This is a genomic window from Caballeronia jiangsuensis (genome assembly GCF_046030135.1).
In the GTDB taxonomy this organism is placed as follows: Bacteria; Pseudomonadota; Gammaproteobacteria; order Burkholderiales; family Burkholderiaceae; genus Caballeronia; species Caballeronia jiangsuensis.
Genome location: NZ_JAQQDB010000075.1, coordinates 1 through 17,579, shown reverse-complemented (window position 1 = coordinate 17,579; position 17,579 = coordinate 1). Strand labels below are relative to the sequence as shown.

Here is a 17,579-nt window from a genome sequence, read left to right as displayed (position 1 = left end):
CTGCCGCCCCGCACAGGGGCAGAGCCAATAGACCGACACGAAACCGGGACCCGGCGAGAAAAAAACAACCCCTAAACCGAAGGCTTAACCTCCCCCTCAACCACCCCATGCGCGGTCCGCGTCTCCGGCATCGCAAGCCAGACCATCAAAACCGCGAGCGCCCCCGCACCGGCGAGTCCAAAGAAGCTCATCGCAGTGCCAAAGCGATCAGCAGCAAACCCGGCCGCAGCCGTCGAAAGCGTCGCCCCAACTCCCGCCGCAAGTCCAAAAAACCCGATCGTCAGGTTGTAATGCCCGCGCCCCCCCGCGACATCCGCCGCGATGAGCGGCAGCATCACGCCGAACACCGCCGCGCTGATGCCATCAAGCATCTGCACCGGCACGAGCAGATACGGGCTGCTAACGCCCGCAAACAGAATCGCGCGCACCGGCAACGCGCAGAACCCGAGGATCAGCACCGGCCTGCGGCCCCACTTCTGCGCCTGCCGTCCGACCCACGGCGACAAAGCCGCCACGATGAACTGCGGCACGATGATGCACGCCGCAATCACGAGTTGAACGTTGTCGCCCATGTGCGCGGTCACTTCGCCGGCGGCGAGATTGAGCATCGCCGCGTTCGACAGATGAAACAGCACCACGCACGCCGCAAAAATCAAAAGTCGCCTGTCCTTCAGCAAGTCGCGCAAGGATTCGCGCTCTTCGCCCTCGGGCGTGAGCTTGGGCTTGCCGGGCGGTGCGCGCGGCACGACGGGCGGCGCATCGTAGTGAATCATGCGCAGCGCGAAAATCGCCGGCACCGCAAGCGCAGCGGTCAGGAAAAACACCGAGCGCAGCGACAGATACTCGCCGAACGCGCCCATCAACGCAGCGGTAAGCGCGCTGCCGATCGACGCCCAGCGCGCATTGCGACCGAGCCGGTCGCCGAGATCGGCGCGCGAGACGAGGGCGAGCGAGATCGCCGCCATCGCCGGGACGAGCATGCAGCTCGCGAAGCCGTGCAGCACTTCGGCGGCGAAGACGGGGACGAACGTCGGGCTCGCGGCGAGCAGGAGCGCGCTCACGATGATCGCGATGATCGCGGAGAGCGCGGCGAACTTCTTGTTGCGCATCGCATCGACGAGCGCGCCTGCCGGCAACTGGCTCGCCATCGCGCTGATCGTGCCGACGGAAAGCATCAGGCCGATCTCGCCCTGCGTCCACTTGTTGGCCGCGAGGTACGAAGCAATGAAAGGGCCGAAGCCGGTCTGCACGTTGGCGACGAAGAAGTTCAGCCAGTCGAGCGCGCGCAGACTGCGTGCAATTACCATGTTGTGAATCGGTTCTCGATCTCGTTATCCGTTATCTGGCCGGGCGCGCGCCCGAAGCCTGTACCTGCGCCGATGCCGCGCCGGGCGCGCCTGTCGCCCCAGCCCCGGCCGCGCCCGACGAAGCCGGCGCCGACGCCGCGCTCGCCGACGAAGCCGGCGCAGGCACGATGGGCGACACGATCTTGATCGGCTGCTCGGGCGAGTAGGTCGGCGCGGCCTTCATTTGCGCGTCGTTGAAATCCATCTGCAGTTGCCATTGCTTGTTGCGTGAGAGCACATGCAGGTCGCCCCAGTTGGCCGCGACATGCCGCTTGTCGCCCGCGAGCGAGCTGGAAAGATCGAGCACGAGCGCCTGGGGCTGCGCCTGAGCGTCGACGAGCACGTCCACCACGCGTCCGATGCGCGAGCCGTTCTTCTGCGACACCGTCGAATCGACGAGCTGCATGAAATTCGCCGGCGCCTCCGCGACGGGCTGCGGCTTCGGCACCGGATCGGCCGGTTTGCCCTTCGCGGGCGGCGGGGGCGGCACGAAGGTGATCGGCGCGGTCTTCGAATTCGGCGTGAAGCGGAAGGCCGTCCACGGAAAATTGACCTTGCGGTCGCCGACACCCAGGAAGCCCGCGAGATTCACCATCAGGAGCTTCGGCTTCGCAGATCCGTCGATATACATGTCCACCGCACGGCCGACGACCTTGCCGTCAGGGCGCTGCACTTCGGCATCGAGCAGGCCGTGCAACTGATCGTGCTGCATGATGCGCGTCGAGATGATCTGCGGCGGCGGCGGCGGCTCGGGCGGTTCCGGCGGCGGCGCCACGGCGGGTTCCGGCGGCTTTGGCTTTACGACGCGGCGCTTCGGCTTCGGCGCGGGCGCGGGCTTCACGGAGGACGCCGGTTCGGGCGCCTGCACGGCGGGCAAGGGCTCTTCGGGCTCGCCGGAGCCGGCTTCATCGGGCGCCGGGATATACGAGTGTTCGACGATCGGCGCGGGCACCTGCTTGGGCATCAGCCCGCATCCCGAGAGCGCGAGCGCGGCGGCGATCGAAAGGCTCGCGGCGAGACGCAGCGCGCGCAATGTGCGCACAATCGCGACGATGAACGCAGCCACGCGCAGCATCGAACCTGCGGCGGCATTGAAGGCGCTGTCCGCCCGACACGCTCGCGCAGGCGCGTGAAGGTCGATCGGCGACGCATCACCCCGATGCGGGATACCGCCTGTCATCGCAAAAGCTCCATGGTTCCGGGTCACCTGCTTGTCTGGTTCGTTGTTGGATCGGTGGTTGTCAGGTCGATTCGACGTGCGCGAGGCGTCGTTCGTTCAGCGGATTGCATTCTGCATGCAAGGAACATTGTGCCGGTCGGATGCCCTCACGCTTCGGGCGGCGGCGTCCGCTCATCCGATGACCTTGCAAGCCGTGCCGCCGTATCGGGCGCGCCCATCTTCTCGGCGGCGTCCCGCGCGGAGAAACCACCCGCGTCACGCGCATCCGGATCGGCCCCGTGCGCGATCAGCAAGTCGACGATCTCCACGCGGTTGAACATCGCCGCGATCATCAACGCGGTGCGTCCGTCGGGCGATGCGCCTTCGACATCCGCGCCGTGTTCGAGCAGCGTTTCGATCACGTCCCTGAAGCCCTTGAACGCGGCGCCCGCGATCGGCGTCTGGCCATTGTCGTTGCGCAGGTTCGCATCGGCCCCGTGCTCGAGCAGCACCCGCACCGCGTTCGCGTGGCCGTGGTAGCTCGCGAGCATCACGAGGCTGTCGCCCTTGTCGTTGCGCAGATTCGGCGGCAAGCCCTTGTTCAGGAGCGCATCGAGCATCGCCGCATCGCCACGGCGGGCGACATCGAAGACTTCGCTCGCGAACGCGATCATGTCGTCGTCGGGGCCGTCGTTCGATTGCTTTGCCGCGTTACGGTTCTGATCGTGCTGCATGATTTACTCCATTTCGATCGCGCCGCGTGCGCGGGCCTGAATTTGTCGGGATGCATGTCGGCGCGCATGTCGGGTCGCGCTTGAATTTTGCATGCGCATCGAATGCATTCAATTTGGCATTCGGCATGCAATACGCATGCATGCAAAATGCGAAAGCGGACGCGGGATCAACCGGGAGCATACACAGGTTTGCTTGCAGCCCGCGCTTTTCCGCGGGCCGAGTCAGCAGGAATCGCGCCATGGCAGTGATGTTTCTCGCTTGCGGAGCGCGCTGCTTGACGCTTCTTCGCACCTCCCGTTAGGCTCGATGCGACTTTCACTCTACGCGCACGCATGTGCCATCGAATATGAATCAGGCACCATCCGGGTCCGACGACACCGCACATTCGGACAACGCCGTGCGCCGCCGCGCGCCCGCCGCCGAACGCAATCGCGATGCGATTCTATCGGTCCTCGCGCGCGTGCTGCCACGCAGCGGCGTCGTGCTGGAGATCGCGAGCGGCACTGGACAGCACGCCGTGCATTGCGCGGCGGCGCTGCCGGACATCGTTTGGCAACCGAGCGATCCCGATGCCGATGCGCGCGATTCCATCGCCGCCTGGCGCGCGCACGCGGGACTCGCGAACCTGAACGCGCCGCTCGCACTCGACGTGCTGAACGACGACTGGGGCATCGGAAACGTGGCGGCCATCGTGTGCATCAACATGATCCACATCGCGCCGTGGGAGGCCGCCGAATCGCTCTTTCGCGGCGCGGGCGCGCGCCTGGCTGCGGGAGGCGTGCTGTATCTGTACGGGCCGTATCGGCGCAACGGCGCGCATACCGCGCCGAGCAACGAAGCCTTCGATCAGCAATTGCGCGCACGAGATCCGCGTTGGGGCGTGCGCGACATGGAAGCGGTCGCGGCGCTGGGAGAGAAGGCCGGCTTGACGCTCGTGGAGACGGTCGTGATGCCGGCCAATAACTTCAGTGTGGTGTTCGAGAAGCAGGCGTAAAACGGTCCGCGTCACCCGCGTCACCCGCGTTCACGCTTCGCCCGGACGCGCCACGAACACGCCGCGCCAGCGCACGGTCGCCATCAGCGATGCCGCGACGATCATTGCTCCGCCGATCCAGCCCGCCATCGACACATGCTCGCCGAGCCATGCGCTCGCGAAGAGCGCGCCGAATGCGGGCTCGCTGCCCATCAACAGGGACACGCGCGTCGGACTGCTTCGTCCGATCGCGTAGTTTTGCGCGAAGAATGCAAAGAGCGTGCATGCGAACACGAGATACAGCACCGAACCCCAGAACATGCCGTTACCGGCGAGCGCAGGCAAGGGCTGCCATTGCGACGGCGCGAACATCAGGGCGATCGCCGCGCTTCCCGACGCGACGACGCCCGCCTGCACCGCCGTCACAGTGAGCGCGGGCAGCGGCGCTGCGCGCATCACGCGCTTGGTCACGCAGACCGACAGCGCGCGCAGCACGGCGGCCACGAGGATGAGACCATCGCCGAAATTGAAATCGAAGGACAACGCGCCATCGCCCGCGAGCAGCCACGCGCCCGCGAACGACACGCCGACCGCGAGCCACTCGGCCGAGCCGGGACGCCGCTTGAGCAGCGCCCATTCGACGAGCGGCGTCAGCACGACACACAGGCTGATGAGAAACGCGGCGTTCGCGGCGCGCGTATGCAAAACACCAAATGTTTCGGCGAGAAAGATCGAGAGCAGCAGCAGGCCGAGAACAAGCACGCCGCGCAACGTCGCCGCGCTCGCGTGCCGCAGATGGCGCAGGTTCACGGCGAGCAGGCAGAACGTGATGCCGAAGCGCAACGCGAGCAGCGCGAGCACCGGGGAGAACGCGAGCGCGGTTTTGACGATGCCGTAACTGCTGCCCCACACCATCGCGACGACGAAGAGCAGCAGGTCGGAAAGAGGAAGCAGGCGTCGGGCGGGGGATTCGATGGTCATGCGGCGTCTCCGTCAGGAATAGCCGTCATTGTCGAATGATGCGGGAGAAGCGATAATCCGGTTCTGGCGCACAGCTTTATGGTCGCGAATGCACAAATGAATCCAGCCGATCTGTTCGACTTGATGCCCGATATGGCCGTATTCGCGCGCGTCGTCGATGCGGGCAATTTTTCGGTCGCGGCGCGGCAACTAGGCAGCACGCCATCGACGGTGAGCCGCCAGATCAAGCGTCTCGAAGAGGCGCTCGCCACGCGCCTGCTCGAGCGTTCGACCCGCAAGATTCGCGTGACCGAGTCCGGTTATCAGGTGTACCGCCATTGCCGCGACATGGCGGCGGCCGCATCGGGCGCGGTCGATGCGGCGGGGCAGTCGTCGGGCAAGCCGCAGGGGCGCGTCGTGTTGTCAGCGCCGACGGCGTATGCAAAATCCGTAATTCATCCGCTCGTGCCGGCATTTCTCGCGGCCTATCCGGACGTCGATCTGCAACTGGTCTTCACCGATCACGACATCGATCCGCTCGACAGCGAGGTCGATCTCGTCATCCGCGCGACGGATCATCCCCCGCAAGGACTCGCCGCGCGGCCACTCGGGCGCGTGCGCTGGCTGCTGTGCGCAGCGGCGGAGTATCTGCGGGAACGCGGCGTGCCGCTGCATCCGCGCGAGCTGGCGCATCACGATTGCATCCATCTCGGCGAAACCGCCGACGACAATCGCTGGCGCTTCACCCGAAGCGGCGAAACGGTGACGGTCGCGGTGCGCGGGCGCTATATCGCCAATCACGCGGGCGCGCGGCTGGAAGCGGCCGAAGGCGGGCTCGGCATCGCGACGCTGCCAGAGTTTGCCGCCCGCGATGCGCTCGCGTCGGGCAGCGTCGAGGCCGTGCTCGCAGATTGGGAAACGCAGGCGCGCGCCTATCAGGGTCCGGTGTGGCTGCTTTATCCGCCCAATCGCTTTCTGCCGCCGAAAGTGCGCGCGCTCATCGATCATCTGCACGCGCATCTCGGGCAGGCGACATGACGTGCGCGCGTGGGCATCGCCCGGCTATTCGGCACGCGCCGAAATGATCGACGCCGTGTAGACTGCGAATGGTCGTTCATGGCGCCGCGTGTGGATGCGGCGCTCAATCCGATCTCCTTTCAACGGAGGCGTCGTACATGCACGCAGCGTTACCGCAGGGCGAGCAGGAAGCCGGTTCCGTCGATACCCCGACGAGGCCGCCGCGCGATCTGCGCCGGGTCGACATTCATCCCGATCATTGGTATCCGCTCGCGTGGTCGCGCGAGGTGAAGGCCGGCCATACGCTCGCCGTGCGCTTCGCAGGCGACCCGATCGTGCTCGTGCGCACCGCGTCGGGCAAGGTGTTCGCGCTCGAGGACCGCTGCGCGCATCGGCAAGTGCCATTGTCGGCGGGCGTCGTCGATGGCGAATCCATCCGCTGCTGCTATCACGGCTGGACCTACGACTGCACCGGCCGCTGCACCGATATCCCCTATCTCGGCCGCGAGCGCCTGCCCAACGGCGTGCGCGGATATCCGTGCCGCGAAGCAGGCGGGCTCGTCTTCGTGTTCACCGGCGACCCGGCGCGCGCCGAAGCCGCGAAGTTCCCCGAGCTCGGCTCCGCCTCGGATCGCGCCTACAAGACGCGCCGCTTCGGCCGCGAGGTGAAGTGCCACTATTCCTTCATGCACGAAAACCTGATGGACATGAACCATCAGTTCCTGCATCGGCGACAGATGGGCAGCATGCGCGCGCGTTCGCTCGGCAGACGGCGCGGTGACGACTGGGTCGAAGTCGACTACATCTTCGCGCGCGAGGCGGGCAAGCAGCCGATCGGCGAGGCGCTCGTTTTCGGGGAGAAGCGCGGCGCGAAGCCCGACGATAGCGATAAGGACGTGATGACGATCCGCACCGACTATCCGTATCAGACGCTCAAGATCCGCACCAAAGACGACACCATGGTGATGGATCTGTGGATCGCCTATGTACCGCTCGACGCCGAGCAGCGCACGAACCGCACGTTTGGTCTCTTGTCGATCCGCCGCCCGAAGATTCCCGGTCTGCTCGATGCCGCCTGGCCGCTTCTCGTCTGGTTTACCGAGCGCATCTTCAAGGAGGATCGGTGGATCGTCGAGCGCGAACAGGAGGCGCATGACCGGCAGGGCGCGGATCATAATCACGAGGTGTTTCCGGTCATCATCGAACTGCGCGCGCTTCTGACGGAGTGCGGCGTGCCGCATGGCGCGGGCAGAAGCACGAGCGATACGCGTCGCGTGCACTTCATCCAGCCGATCCAGGAATAGCCCGTATCCCGAGATGTGCGGCGTTGCGCCGATTGCACGCCGCCCGCGGTGGCGCTATACAGAAGACAGAGACCACACACGGAGGACCATCATCATGAACAGCGACCCGACCAAGCCGCGCGATGACGACGCATCGGGTATCGGAGACGCGCATCCCGAAGTCGAGCATTTCGATGCGGCCATTTCGCACGTCGACGAATCGTACGCCGCGGGCAAGATGGCGGCCGGCGCGGCGAAGGGCATTCTGTACAGCATCATCGAGACGCTCGGCACGCTCGTTGGCGATCCGGACCTGCCATCGCACGCGCGCTCGGGCTATGAAGGTTTGCTCGAAACGGCGCGCGAACTGCGCTCGAAGATCGAGCACTGACCGTCGATCGGGCGGACCAAGCTTGCACCGCGTTCGCCTGATGTTCATTTTCACGTCGGGGCATCGTCGGGTAGCTTTCAAAATATTAGCGATGCGCCGGTGCTCCTTGTCGCCTGAATAACGCGCGCACGCGAGCCGGCGGTTCTCGGGCCATCTGCTTTCGGCCATCCTTCCTCCCATTTCAAAAGGCATCGCCGGATCTTGCGGCGCAGCAACCTCGCGAGCCGCACGCACCGGGCCACGCGTCGCTTTCTCACGAACGGACGATCGTTTTTACCGTCCGGCACGTCATTGAACGGTCGCATTGAAGCCGTCGGCACGCCACGTTTCTGTCAGTCTGTTGTCAGTTTCGCGCCCGGTTGCCTAATATCTGCAAGCCAGAAAATACTGGTTAACCAGACAGTGAAAAAAAACGACACCCCAGTGCGTCTTTCTTTCCCATTCGGTCTGTAAGCCATACACTTGCCAGCGATAAAAGTTACGAGTTGAAACATAACGAAGTCGCGAACGCGGCACCGGTTCCAGCACTCGCACGCAAGTCATTGCCCACCGCTTGAGGAGAAAAAATGAAGGGTTTCACGTTGACCAAGGCCGCAGTCGTCGCAGCCACGGCGTTTGCAGCCGCCGCGCCGGCATTCGCGCAAAGCAGCGTCACGCTGTACGGTATCGTCGACGATTCGATCGTCTACCAAAGCAGCCAGACGAATCTGGCCAAGACGAACCCGGGCCGCTCGAACGTCAAGATGGCGTCGGGCATCTGGGCGGGCAGCCGGTTCGGCTTGAAGGGCGCGGAAGATCTGGGCGGCGGCAACAAGGCCATCTTCCAGTTGGAATCGGGCTTCGACATCAACAGCGGGCAACAGCAGTTCACCAACGCGATGTTCGGCCGCCAGGCTTGGGTCGGTCTGACGAACCCGGGCTACGGTACCTTCACGTTGGGCCGCCAGTACACCTCGTACTACACGCTGCTCTCGCCGTATAGCCCGACGAACTGGCTGACCGGCTACTTCGGCGCGCACCCGGGCGATCTGGACGGTTTGGACACGATCTACCGCGCGAACAACTCGGTCGTGTACACGTCGCCGAAGTTCTACGGCGTGACGGTGAGCGGTTCGTACTCGTTCGCTGGCGTGCCCGACAGCGTGTATCAGGGCTCGACGTGGTCGGCTGCGATCCAGTATCAGCAAGGTCCGATCGGTGGTGCGGTCGCGTTCTCGCGTATCAATAACGCGGCCAACGGCGGCGGCGTCTACAGCAGCAACTCGACGACGATCAACAGCACGGCAGCGACCGATGGCTCGGGCCAGCCGGGCGTGTCGGCGGTGACGGCTGGCTACCAACGCGCACAGGCTCAGCAGCGCTTCGCGGTTGCGGGCGGCTACCAGTTCAACAGCGCGTGGGATATCTCGGTCACGTACACGAACGTTCAGTACATTCCTGGCGTGAACTCGCGCTTCACCGACCAAGCCGTGTTCAACACGGCTGGCACGGTGCTGCACTGGAAGGCGACGCCGGCATGGGACTTCGCGGCGGGCTACAGCTACACGTGGGCGAGCAAGGCGAACGGCATCAACGACGCAGCGTCGTACCACCAGTTCAACTTGTCCCAGTACTACTCGCTCTCGAAGCGCACGGGTCTGTACGCACTGGAAGCATTCCAGCGCGCGAACGGCAACACGCTGGCTGTTCCGACGAACACGTCTACGAATAGGCAGACCGCTGCGAACGCGACCATCGGCGATGGCTTCCAAAGCGCACCTTCGGCATCGCGCAGCATGTTCGCAGCGGGCGTGGGCATCATCCACCGCTTCTAAGCGACGTTTCACCGCGTGATGCATTAGGCATTACGCATGTTGTATGCAAAACCCGGACACCTCGTGCGTCCGGGTTTTTTTACGTGCGGCGCAATGGTTGCGTCAGATGAACATTCCCCCGGACACCTCGACGCGCTGCGCCGTCATCCAGCGATTGCCATCCGAGAGCATCGCCACGATCGCGCCGCCGATATCGTCCGGCAAGCCAACGCGCCCGAGCGCCGTGTTGTCCGCGATGAACTGATTGGTGTCGTGATCGTCACGCACGACGCCGCCGCCGAAGTCCGTCTCGATCGCCCCCGGCGCGATGGTGTTCACCGTGATGCCGTGCGGCCCGAGTTCCTTCGCGAGATAGCGCGTGAGCACCTCGATTCCGCCTTTCATCGCGGCATACGCGGCAAAGCCCGGTAACGCGAAACGCGTGAGTCCGCTCGACACGTTCAGGATCGCGCCTTCCTCGTGGAGATAGGGCAGAAGCGTCTGCGTCAGAAAGAACGGTCCCTTCAACTGGATGTTGACGAGTTCGTCGAACTGCGCGGGCGTCGTTTCCGCGAAGAGCGCATGAATGCCGATGCCCGCGTTATTTACGAGAAAGTCGAAGTTCTCACGCTCGAACCTGTCTTCGAGCGTCTTGCAGAGCGCGTCGCCGAAGGCAGCGAACGTTTCGCAGCGGGCGACGTCGAGTTCCAGCACGGCCGCCTTGCCGCCGGCTTTCGCGATTTCGTCGACGAGCGATCGCGCGGCATCCGCATTGCGGTTGTAAGTGCCGATCACGCCGCAGCCTTGCTGCGCGAGTTGCAATGCGCCGTTGCGCCCGAGTCCGCGGCTCGCGCCGGTGATGACCGCGATCTTGCCGCTCATGGTTCCGTTCACGGTGACTGCTCCTTTGATTGCGTGCCCGATGGTTCAATGTAGGACGGAGCGGCGCACGCAGAAAGGCGTGTCGATGCTGCAATGCAAATACGGCGGGCTCGACCCTTGCTGCATCGTTTCGATCGCTACACGGACCGGAGAACCGCATCATGGTCAATCGTGAAATGAAGGAAGGCAATCCCGAGCCGCCTGCGAGCTTCGAACGGCCGTTCAGGCTTTTCGCGGTGGAGCAGCGCGTGCTTGCGCAGAACGTCGATGGCAAGGTGATCGACATCGGCGCGATGGATTCCAGGAATGGACAGTTCTGCGCCTGCATGGATTCGGGCGATATCGCCACGGAGCCGAAGCGCAGCGCGGAACTCGCGTTGAAGGCGCTCGCCGGCAAGCTCTCGTTCGATTATCTCGACGGTCTTTTCACGAGCGAGCGCGAAGCGGAGGTGAGCGGTCGGCTACAGGATTATCCGAGCGTCGAGTTCGAGCTAGACGAGAGTTAGCTCGCGACGAGACATTCTATGTCGGCCTAGCCTCGTCATCTTCGTCGGGCGGATCGGCGTGGCGCGCACACGAGCCAGTCGGCATCCAACTTGACAGTCCATTCGGAATACTGAATTAATTCCGGATCGATCGCTGATTGCATGTCGAGAAAGCCGTGCGCTGACGCGTTTCGAACTGGATCGCGTCGATTGTTTCATTCCGCGCGTGCCCGTCCCGCGCGGCTGCATTTTGCGTATTGCCTGCAGAAAACGGCCGAACGCGCCGCGAGCGCGCGCCGCGCACCTTTCACGCCGATGTGCGATGCTAGTCGGGCGGCGGCAATCGGGGCATGCCGCATTCAATCGCGGGGTGAATCATGAAAAGAACGCCTTTCGCCACAGTCATCGTCCTTGCGGCAGCGACGCTTGCCGCACCTGCTTTCGCACGCGACGACGGTCCGCGCTTCGCGCAAGACCGGCTCGATGAGCTCGTCGCGCAGCACAAGGAAGCGAACCGTCACATCGCCCAGGGGCCCTCGCAGGAAACGCACGCTCAGTCGAAAGCGCGGCACCAGAGCGCCTCGTAGGCTGATCGTGCTTGCGGCCTGACGAAGCCCGTCGGGTTGCGGCGTAGTCGATAAACCGGCGTGCAACGCGCCGGATGCGATCGCTCGCGCCGGTCTCGGCCGTTCATTTGCGCTCAAAGGTATGAAATTTGCGGCGGTGGCCCGGATGTTCCGCGGCCATGCGCCGACGATCCTCCTCATCACCTTCATACAGAGCCATGCCAAGGAAAGCCCTATCGATTGCCATACTCTCCGTCTCCATTCTCGCAGCAGGCTGCGCGGGCATCGGCCCGAGCCGCCTCAAAGCCGATCAGGTGGATTACGCCCGGGCGCTCGGCGATGCAAAAAAGCGAGAAATTCTTGCAGCGATTGTCGGTTTGCGCTTCGCCGACGCGCCGTCGTTTCTCACCGTGAGCAGCATCATCGCCGCGTATACGTTCGATACGACAGGCGGCGTCGTGCTCAATGCCGGCTCCGGCGCGCAACCTAACTATGCGCAGGCGACGGGCAGCGTCTCGTATTCCAATCATCCGACTTTCACGTTCACGCCAACCACCGGCGATGCGTACGCGAGCGCCTACATCCGGCCGCTTTCGCCGACGCTCGTGATGCCGCTCGCGGAAAGCGGCATTCCGATCGACCTGCTGCTGCGCATCACCGCGCAGTCGATCAGCGGCTTGCAGAATGGCAATGCGCTGGGCGGGCCGAACGCATCCGGATCGCCGGAGTTCTTTCTGCTGCTACAGGCATTGCGCAGGCTGCAACTGGCGGGCGAGCTCAACATCGAAACGCGCAACACGGATGACGACAAGGCCGGCAAGAGCGGCAAGCCCGACAAGAGCGCGAAGGGCAACAGCGCCGACAAGGGCGGCGTGTTCATCACGCTCGGCGCGACGCGCAGCGGGTCGAACAAGGAAGTGGTCGACGATCTAACGCTCGTGAGAAAGCTTCTGCACCTCTCGCCGAAAATGAAGACTTACGAAATCATCTATGGTCAATCGTCGGAGCAGAACCGCATTCCGATGGTCACGCGCTCGGTGCTTGGCATCCTTACCGATCTCGGCGCGCAGATCGCGGTTCCCGACGCGCAAGTGGGCAGCGGCGCGACCAAGCCGGGCATCGGGCTGATCGGTGGGGAGACGCGGCCGACCATCGTCGTGAAGGTGGGCGAGAAGGTGCCGCGGGACGCGTATGTGAGCGTGCTCTACGACGAGTCGCATTACTGGATCGATCGCGGCGACTTCGATTCGAAATACGCGTTCACGGTCGTGCAAAACCTGATGGCGCTCGCGGAGGTCACGGACACGGCGAAGTCGCCGGTGGTCACGATCCCGGCGAACTAGTCTGCCGGGTCCGTCATGGTCCTTCCTCTCGCTTTCGTGCATGAAGGGCCGTGACTACAATGATCCGATGACCGACATCGACATCAGGCTGCTGCAGGTGTTCGCCGAAATCCACGCGACGCGCAGCGTCTCGCAGGCCGCGGCGAATCTCGGGCTGTCGCAGCCCACGATCTCCTTCAATCTCGCAAAGCTGCGCGAGCATTATCAGGATCCGCTCTTCGTGCGCTCGTCGGCCGGGATGGAGCCGACGCAGTTCGCCAGCGACCTGCATCAACGCACGGTCACGCTGCTCGCTTCGTTCGACGCGCTTTCGAAGCATCGCAAGTCTTTCGATCCCGAGACTGCGAAGCAGGTGTTTCGCATCGCGATGACCGACATCAGCCAGATTGTGCTCCTGCCGACGTTGCTCAAGCGGCTGCGTGCGATTGCGCCGGGTGTGCGCATTCGCGTGCTGCATATCGACGACACGACGCCACAGTTGCTCGAATCGGGCGAGGCCGAACTTGCGGTCGGCTTCATGCCGCAACTCGAAGCGGGCTTCTATCAGCAGAAGCTGTTCACGCAGCATTTCGTCGGCATGGTGGCGGCCCATCATCCGCGCATTCAGAATGCCGCCGATTCGCCCACGCTCGATGCATTTCTCGCTGAAGGGCATATCGTCGTGACGCCTTCGGGCACGGGGCATTCGGTCGTCGACCGCACGTTGCGGCAACTCGGCGTCGAGCGTCACGCCGTGCTCGAACTGCCGAACTATCTGGGCCTCGCCAACATCATCGCGCGCACGGATCTGCTCGCGACGGTGCCGCTCAGACTCGCAGAACCGATCGCCGATGAAGCAGGCATCCGCCTGTTCGAACTGCCTTTCGACGTGCCGACGTATCAAGTGAAGCAGCACTGGCATGAGCGCTTTCATCACGATGCCGCACATCGATGGCTGCGCACGGTGCTGACAGAATTATTTCTGGAATCGCATGAACGCGGTGAAGGGCAATGAATGCAAAATGCCTTCCGGCGCTTTGCATTCAATATGCTTGATGCATCATTCAGCCACGGTCATTGCGGCCGAAGCGGCATCGAAACTTTGACGGCGGCGCTCGCGCGCCAGCATGGCGAGCGAGATCGCCGCGATCACGCTCGGCACCGTGAGCAGCAGGAAGATGGTGCGAAAGTCGAACTGCTGGCCGAGCATCACGCCACCGAGAAGCGATCCCGTAACCGATCCGCTGCGGCCCACCGCGTTCGCCCACGCGACACCTGTCGCGCGGCTGCCGGTCGGATAGAAGCCTGCGGCGAGCGCATTGCCACCAACCTGTCCGCCGCTCACGCAAACGCCGATGCCAAAGATCGCAACGACGATCATCGGCACCGATCCGCCCGCGAACGCACACATCACGATGAAGCCCGCCGCGACCAGATATGCCGACGACAGCACGCGATGCGGCTCGCGGCGATCCATGAGGCGGCCAAGCAGGATCGCGCCCGCCGTGCCGCCGATCTGGAACGTCGCGCTCATGAACGACGCCTGCCTCAGCGACAGGCCATTGCTCGACAGAAGCGTGGGCATCCAGCTCGACAGCAGATAGACGATCAGCAGGCTCATGAAGAACGTGGCCCACAAGAGCAGCGTGCCCGCGAGCACGTCCGGCGCGAAGAGCGCGCGCACCGACGACTTCATCGGCGCTTCGCCTGCTTGAAAGCGCGTACCGACGGGCAACGAAGGATCGATGCTTCGAGCGATATGCTCGATGCGTTCGTCGTTGCGCGCGGCGGGCCTACGCTTCGCGACGAGCAGAAAGCGCATCGATTCGGGCAACGCGACGATGAGAACGGGCAAGAGCAGCAGTGGCGCGGCGCCGCCGATGGCGAGAATGCCGCGCCATCCCACTTGCGCGAGCAACTGCGCGCTGACGAGACCACCGAGTGCGGAGCCGACCGTGAAGCCGCAGAACATCAGCGTGACGAGGCCGGAGCGCCGCCCGCTCGGACAATACTCGGACGTCAGTGTGATCGCATTGGGCATCGCACCCCCGAGCCCGAGGCCCGTGATGAAGCGCAAAGCGATGAGCCACGCGAGGTCCGGCGCAAAACACGATACGAGGCTCGCGGCACCGAACACGCCGACCGATCCGACGAGCACCGTCTTGCGTCCGAAACGATCTGCAAGCGGACCGAAGATGAGCGCGCCCGCCATCAGACCGAAGAGTCCCGCGCCGAAGAGCGGAGCGAGCGATGCGGCAGTGAGATGCCATTGCTCGCGCAAGGCCGGCCCGATAAATCCGATGGACGCGGTATCGAATCCATCGATGGCTACGATTAGGAAGCACAACAACAGGATGCGTTTCTGAAAGGAAGAGAGGGCGCGCGTATCGATGAATTGATCGACGCGCAAGGCGATGGGTGAGCTCAAGACTGTCTCCTTGTATCTCTGTTTTGCGAGGCCGTGTGAAGCGACGTTTTGCACGTCGGCGCTTCGCAGCTATGTCGCTTGCGGTGAGGCGGCCTGCATCGGGCCGCATCTGTCCTGCGGATCATAGACATCGCGTGCGCGGTGTCCATAAAGCCGCATCGATAGACCTTATCGATGGCGTCGATACGTGGCGCGAACCACGCTGCGATATGGGTTATCGAGGGGCTGAATGGCCGCGATCGAATTTGCTTTTATGAACGCGATGGACGGCCTTTTCACGGACTCGGGCATGAGCGTGCTTCGCAAGAACCGCGTTTGGGGCGGCTTTGGGTAGTTGATGCAGGCGGAAGAATCGATCACCGCTGAAGGGGCGGTGGCCCGACTGGTATTGCAGGCGACGAAGACAGGCCGCTTATGACGCGATGCGAATATCGAGCACTCGTGCGCACTTCGTTGTCGGCGCGACGTTCGCATGAGCTTCTACGATGCAGTCGTATGGCTTAATGCGTGGAGCCCGCTGGGTTATCCGGATGTGACTGGAAGGGCTCGCAGGCCGTGCGTGGGGGTCAGGAGTAGGGCAAAACGCGTCGGTGTGAGTCGTCGCGGACTCGATGCGACGATCGGCTGCCGCCGCGCGGTATCAAACATGCCGAATGCAAAATGCCATCGCGTACAAAGCATTTCGCATGCAAAACGCAAGAGGGCGACATCGCACCGATGTCGCCCTCTTGTGCAATAGCCAACCGAAATCGGCCGGCGATGCTGTCTGCTTACTGGCCGAAGTAGGCGCCGAGCGCACGCGGTTGCGTGCCGGTCGTGCGGCCCGACTGCGACGAGCCGTTGGTGACCGAGCCATAGTCGCTCGATTGGACCGGCGCCTGGGCGAGTTGCTCAGCGCTCACGCGGGCTTGCGCTGCCTGGATGTTCGACGGATACGACGGGTCGCTGATGTTCGGGTTATAGCCGGCCTTTTCGAGTTGAACGAGTTCGGCGCGCACCTGAGCGCGCGTGACCGGCGTATCCGCCTGTTGTGCAAACGAGAGTGCGGGAACGGCAAGAGCAGCGGCGACTGCGACTGCGGAAATAAACGTCTTCATGTTGACTACCTCCGATTCGGATATCTGATCGTGCTGCTGGTTTCGTGTTAAGCAGCTTGTGAACGGAGTGTAAAGACGAGCCTCCCGAAGATCATTCTCGTTTCCGTTGAATGATCTTTGTCGATATAGGAATAATTGCGTCGAGGCATTGTTGCATTGCGTGGAAGTGTTTGCGCGATGATCGCGCAGACAGGCCTGTGGGTTTTGCTCCTGCTGTGTTGACATTGCATTGCATTATCTGCATCACGACAATTCGCTCGTTCTTTACGATTTTCGTAAAGATGCTTCTTTGTACCGGTGAATGATCATCGACGGCTGTGCACCTACACTTCGGTCGTCCGCTTGGCATGTCTCCAGACTTCGAGCGCGCCGGGCTTCATCGAACAACAGAGAGAGCCGATCATGAAATCATGGGTCAATGCAGTCATCGCAGTCGCCGTCTTGTCCGCACCGCTTGCAGCCTTCGCGCAATCGAGCGCGCCTGTGAGTCGCGCCGAGGTCCGCGGGGAACTCATTCAACTCCAGAAGGCCGGTTATTCGCCCATCGCGGAAGACGCGTCTTACCCGGCACGACTTCAGATAGCCGAAACGCGCGTCGCCGATGTGCGCATCGCTCAGGCGCAGGCGGAAGGTTATGGAGCGTCCACGGGCGCGGCGTCGCAATCGGGCCGTGCGAGCAAGCGCGTCGATCCGCAGGGTGTGTTCTTCGGGCAATAACGCAGTTCAAGATGTTCGACGATCGGCATCCGTGATGCCACGTTTTGGTCGATTGCATACGAAATTCGAAATGCGCTTCTCGGCGCGGCTTGCGCGAACGTGAAGCAACCTCCGCCGCCGGCTAACCGGTGGTTTTGCCCAGTCCGTTTATAGGCTGGGCTTTTTTGCGTGTGTTCGGACCTCTTGTGAGACTGGAATTTCGGGTTAACGCGATGCTATTCATGGCGAAATAGTTGCATGCAAAATTAATCAACCGTCCGGTCGGTTAATAGTTATACTCGCTCCATCGCATCTCAAAAAAGACGGCGGAGCCCCGCATGTACACCCAATCCCTCGACCTCCCGAGCCCCACGCAGGCCACTGAAGCGGACCGATCCGCCTCATCTCCTGACCAAACCCGCTTCGACGCGGTGATGCAGGCCGAC

General features: G+C 63.3%; 17 protein-coding genes. 10 read left to right on the top strand and 7 right to left on the bottom strand.

Features of this window, described 5'->3' with window-relative positions; translation table 11 throughout:
* Nucleotides 1-71: 71 nt before the first annotated feature.
* From PQR08_RS37920 to PQR08_RS37910, 3 genes are all read right to left on the bottom strand, one after another.
* Nucleotides 72-1,307, bottom strand: coding sequence for an MFS transporter (locus PQR08_RS37920; RefSeq protein ID WP_187604676.1), 1,236 nt, complete (start codon nt 1,305-1,307; stop codon nt 72-74).
* Between the two features lie 31 nt (nt 1,308-1,338).
* Complete coding sequence (locus tag PQR08_RS37915; protein ID WP_250483646.1) at nt 1,339-2,526, bottom strand: hypothetical protein; 1,188 nt, start codon at nt 2,524-2,526, stop codon at nt 1,339-1,341.
* A 146-nt stretch (nt 2,527-2,672) separates the two neighbouring features.
* A complete protein-coding gene (locus PQR08_RS37910; RefSeq protein ID WP_250483645.1) occupies nt 2,673-3,239 on the bottom strand; it encodes an ankyrin repeat domain-containing protein in 567 nt (188 codons plus the stop codon).
* A gap of 347 nt (nt 3,240-3,586) precedes the next feature.
* On the opposite strand from PQR08_RS37910, the gene PQR08_RS37905 reads away from it, so the two are divergent.
* Nucleotides 3,587-4,234 (top strand): DUF938 domain-containing protein, encoded by a 648-nt coding sequence (locus tag PQR08_RS37905; protein ID WP_250483644.1) that lies wholly within the window; start codon nt 3,587-3,589, stop codon nt 4,232-4,234.
* 30 nt (nt 4,235-4,264) lie between these two features.
* Here the strand turns inward: PQR08_RS37905 and PQR08_RS37900 are convergent, their stop codons facing one another.
* Nucleotides 4,265-5,194: a DMT family transporter gene (locus PQR08_RS37900; protein ID WP_250483643.1), complete on the bottom strand. Its 930-nt coding sequence runs from the start codon at nt 5,192-5,194 to the stop codon at nt 4,265-4,267.
* Between the two features lie 96 nt (nt 5,195-5,290).
* Between PQR08_RS37900 and PQR08_RS37895 the strand changes: the two genes are divergently transcribed.
* The 4 genes from PQR08_RS37895 (at nt 5,291) to PQR08_RS37880 (ending at nt 9,678) form a co-directional block, all read left to right on the top strand.
* Complete coding sequence (locus PQR08_RS37895; RefSeq protein ID WP_238217711.1) at nt 5,291-6,211, top strand: LysR family transcriptional regulator; 921 nt, start codon at nt 5,291-5,293, stop codon at nt 6,209-6,211.
* Between the two features lie 137 nt (nt 6,212-6,348).
* Complete coding sequence (locus PQR08_RS37890) at nt 6,349-7,494, top strand: Rieske 2Fe-2S domain-containing protein (RefSeq protein WP_250483642.1); 1,146 nt, start codon at nt 6,349-6,351, stop codon at nt 7,492-7,494.
* Between the two features lie 94 nt (nt 7,495-7,588).
* Complete coding sequence (locus PQR08_RS37885; RefSeq protein WP_035507855.1) at nt 7,589-7,864, top strand: hypothetical protein; 276 nt, start codon at nt 7,589-7,591, stop codon at nt 7,862-7,864.
* A gap of 566 nt (nt 7,865-8,430) precedes the next feature.
* The gene (locus PQR08_RS37880; protein ID WP_250483641.1) at nt 8,431-9,678 is read left to right on the top strand and encodes a porin; all 1,248 of its coding nucleotides are present in this window, start codon (nt 8,431-8,433) and stop codon (nt 9,676-9,678) included.
* Between the two features lie 102 nt (nt 9,679-9,780).
* Here PQR08_RS37880 and PQR08_RS37875 read toward each other — a convergent pair whose 3' ends face one another.
* Nucleotides 9,781-10,539: an SDR family NAD(P)-dependent oxidoreductase gene (locus PQR08_RS37875; RefSeq protein WP_250483647.1), complete on the bottom strand. Its 759-nt coding sequence runs from the start codon at nt 10,537-10,539 to the stop codon at nt 9,781-9,783.
* A 161-nt stretch (nt 10,540-10,700) separates the two neighbouring features.
* Here PQR08_RS37875 and PQR08_RS37870 point away from each other — a divergent pair, with 161 nt between their 5' ends.
* The 4 genes from PQR08_RS37870 (at nt 10,701) to PQR08_RS37855 (ending at nt 13,927) form a co-directional block, all read left to right on the top strand.
* Nucleotides 10,701-11,045 carry a hypothetical protein gene (locus tag PQR08_RS37870; RefSeq protein WP_250483640.1) on the top strand — a complete coding sequence of 115 codons (345 nt, stop codon included), beginning with the start codon at nt 10,701-10,703 and terminating at the stop codon, nt 11,043-11,045.
* A 356-nt stretch (nt 11,046-11,401) separates the two neighbouring features.
* Nucleotides 11,402-11,611: a hypothetical protein gene (locus PQR08_RS37865; RefSeq protein ID WP_187604685.1), complete on the top strand. Its 210-nt coding sequence runs from the start codon at nt 11,402-11,404 to the stop codon at nt 11,609-11,611.
* A 197-nt stretch (nt 11,612-11,808) separates the two neighbouring features.
* A complete protein-coding gene (locus PQR08_RS37860) occupies nt 11,809-12,933 on the top strand; it encodes a hypothetical protein (protein WP_250483639.1) in 1,125 nt (374 codons plus the stop codon).
* Between the two features lie 67 nt (nt 12,934-13,000).
* The gene (locus tag PQR08_RS37855; protein ID WP_250483638.1) at nt 13,001-13,927 is read left to right on the top strand and encodes a LysR family transcriptional regulator; all 927 of its coding nucleotides are present in this window, start codon (nt 13,001-13,003) and stop codon (nt 13,925-13,927) included.
* A gap of 45 nt (nt 13,928-13,972) precedes the next feature.
* On the opposite strand, the gene PQR08_RS37850 is transcribed toward PQR08_RS37855, so the two are convergent.
* Both PQR08_RS37850 and PQR08_RS37845 read right to left on the bottom strand, forming a co-directional pair.
* Complete coding sequence (locus tag PQR08_RS37850; RefSeq protein WP_250483637.1) at nt 13,973-15,340, bottom strand: MFS transporter; 1,368 nt, start codon at nt 15,338-15,340, stop codon at nt 13,973-13,975.
* Nucleotides 15,341-16,110: 770 nt separating this feature from the next.
* The gene (locus PQR08_RS37845; protein ID WP_238217726.1) at nt 16,111-16,437 is read right to left on the bottom strand and encodes a DUF4148 domain-containing protein; all 327 of its coding nucleotides are present in this window, start codon (nt 16,435-16,437) and stop codon (nt 16,111-16,113) included.
* 402 nt (nt 16,438-16,839) lie between these two features.
* Here PQR08_RS37845 and PQR08_RS37840 point away from each other — a divergent pair, with 402 nt between their 5' ends.
* On the top strand, nt 16,840-17,154 hold the full coding sequence (locus tag PQR08_RS37840; RefSeq protein WP_250483636.1) for a DUF4148 domain-containing protein: 315 nt from the start codon (nt 16,840-16,842) through the stop codon (nt 17,152-17,154).
* The last annotated feature ends 425 nt before the right edge of the window (nt 17,155-17,579 follow it).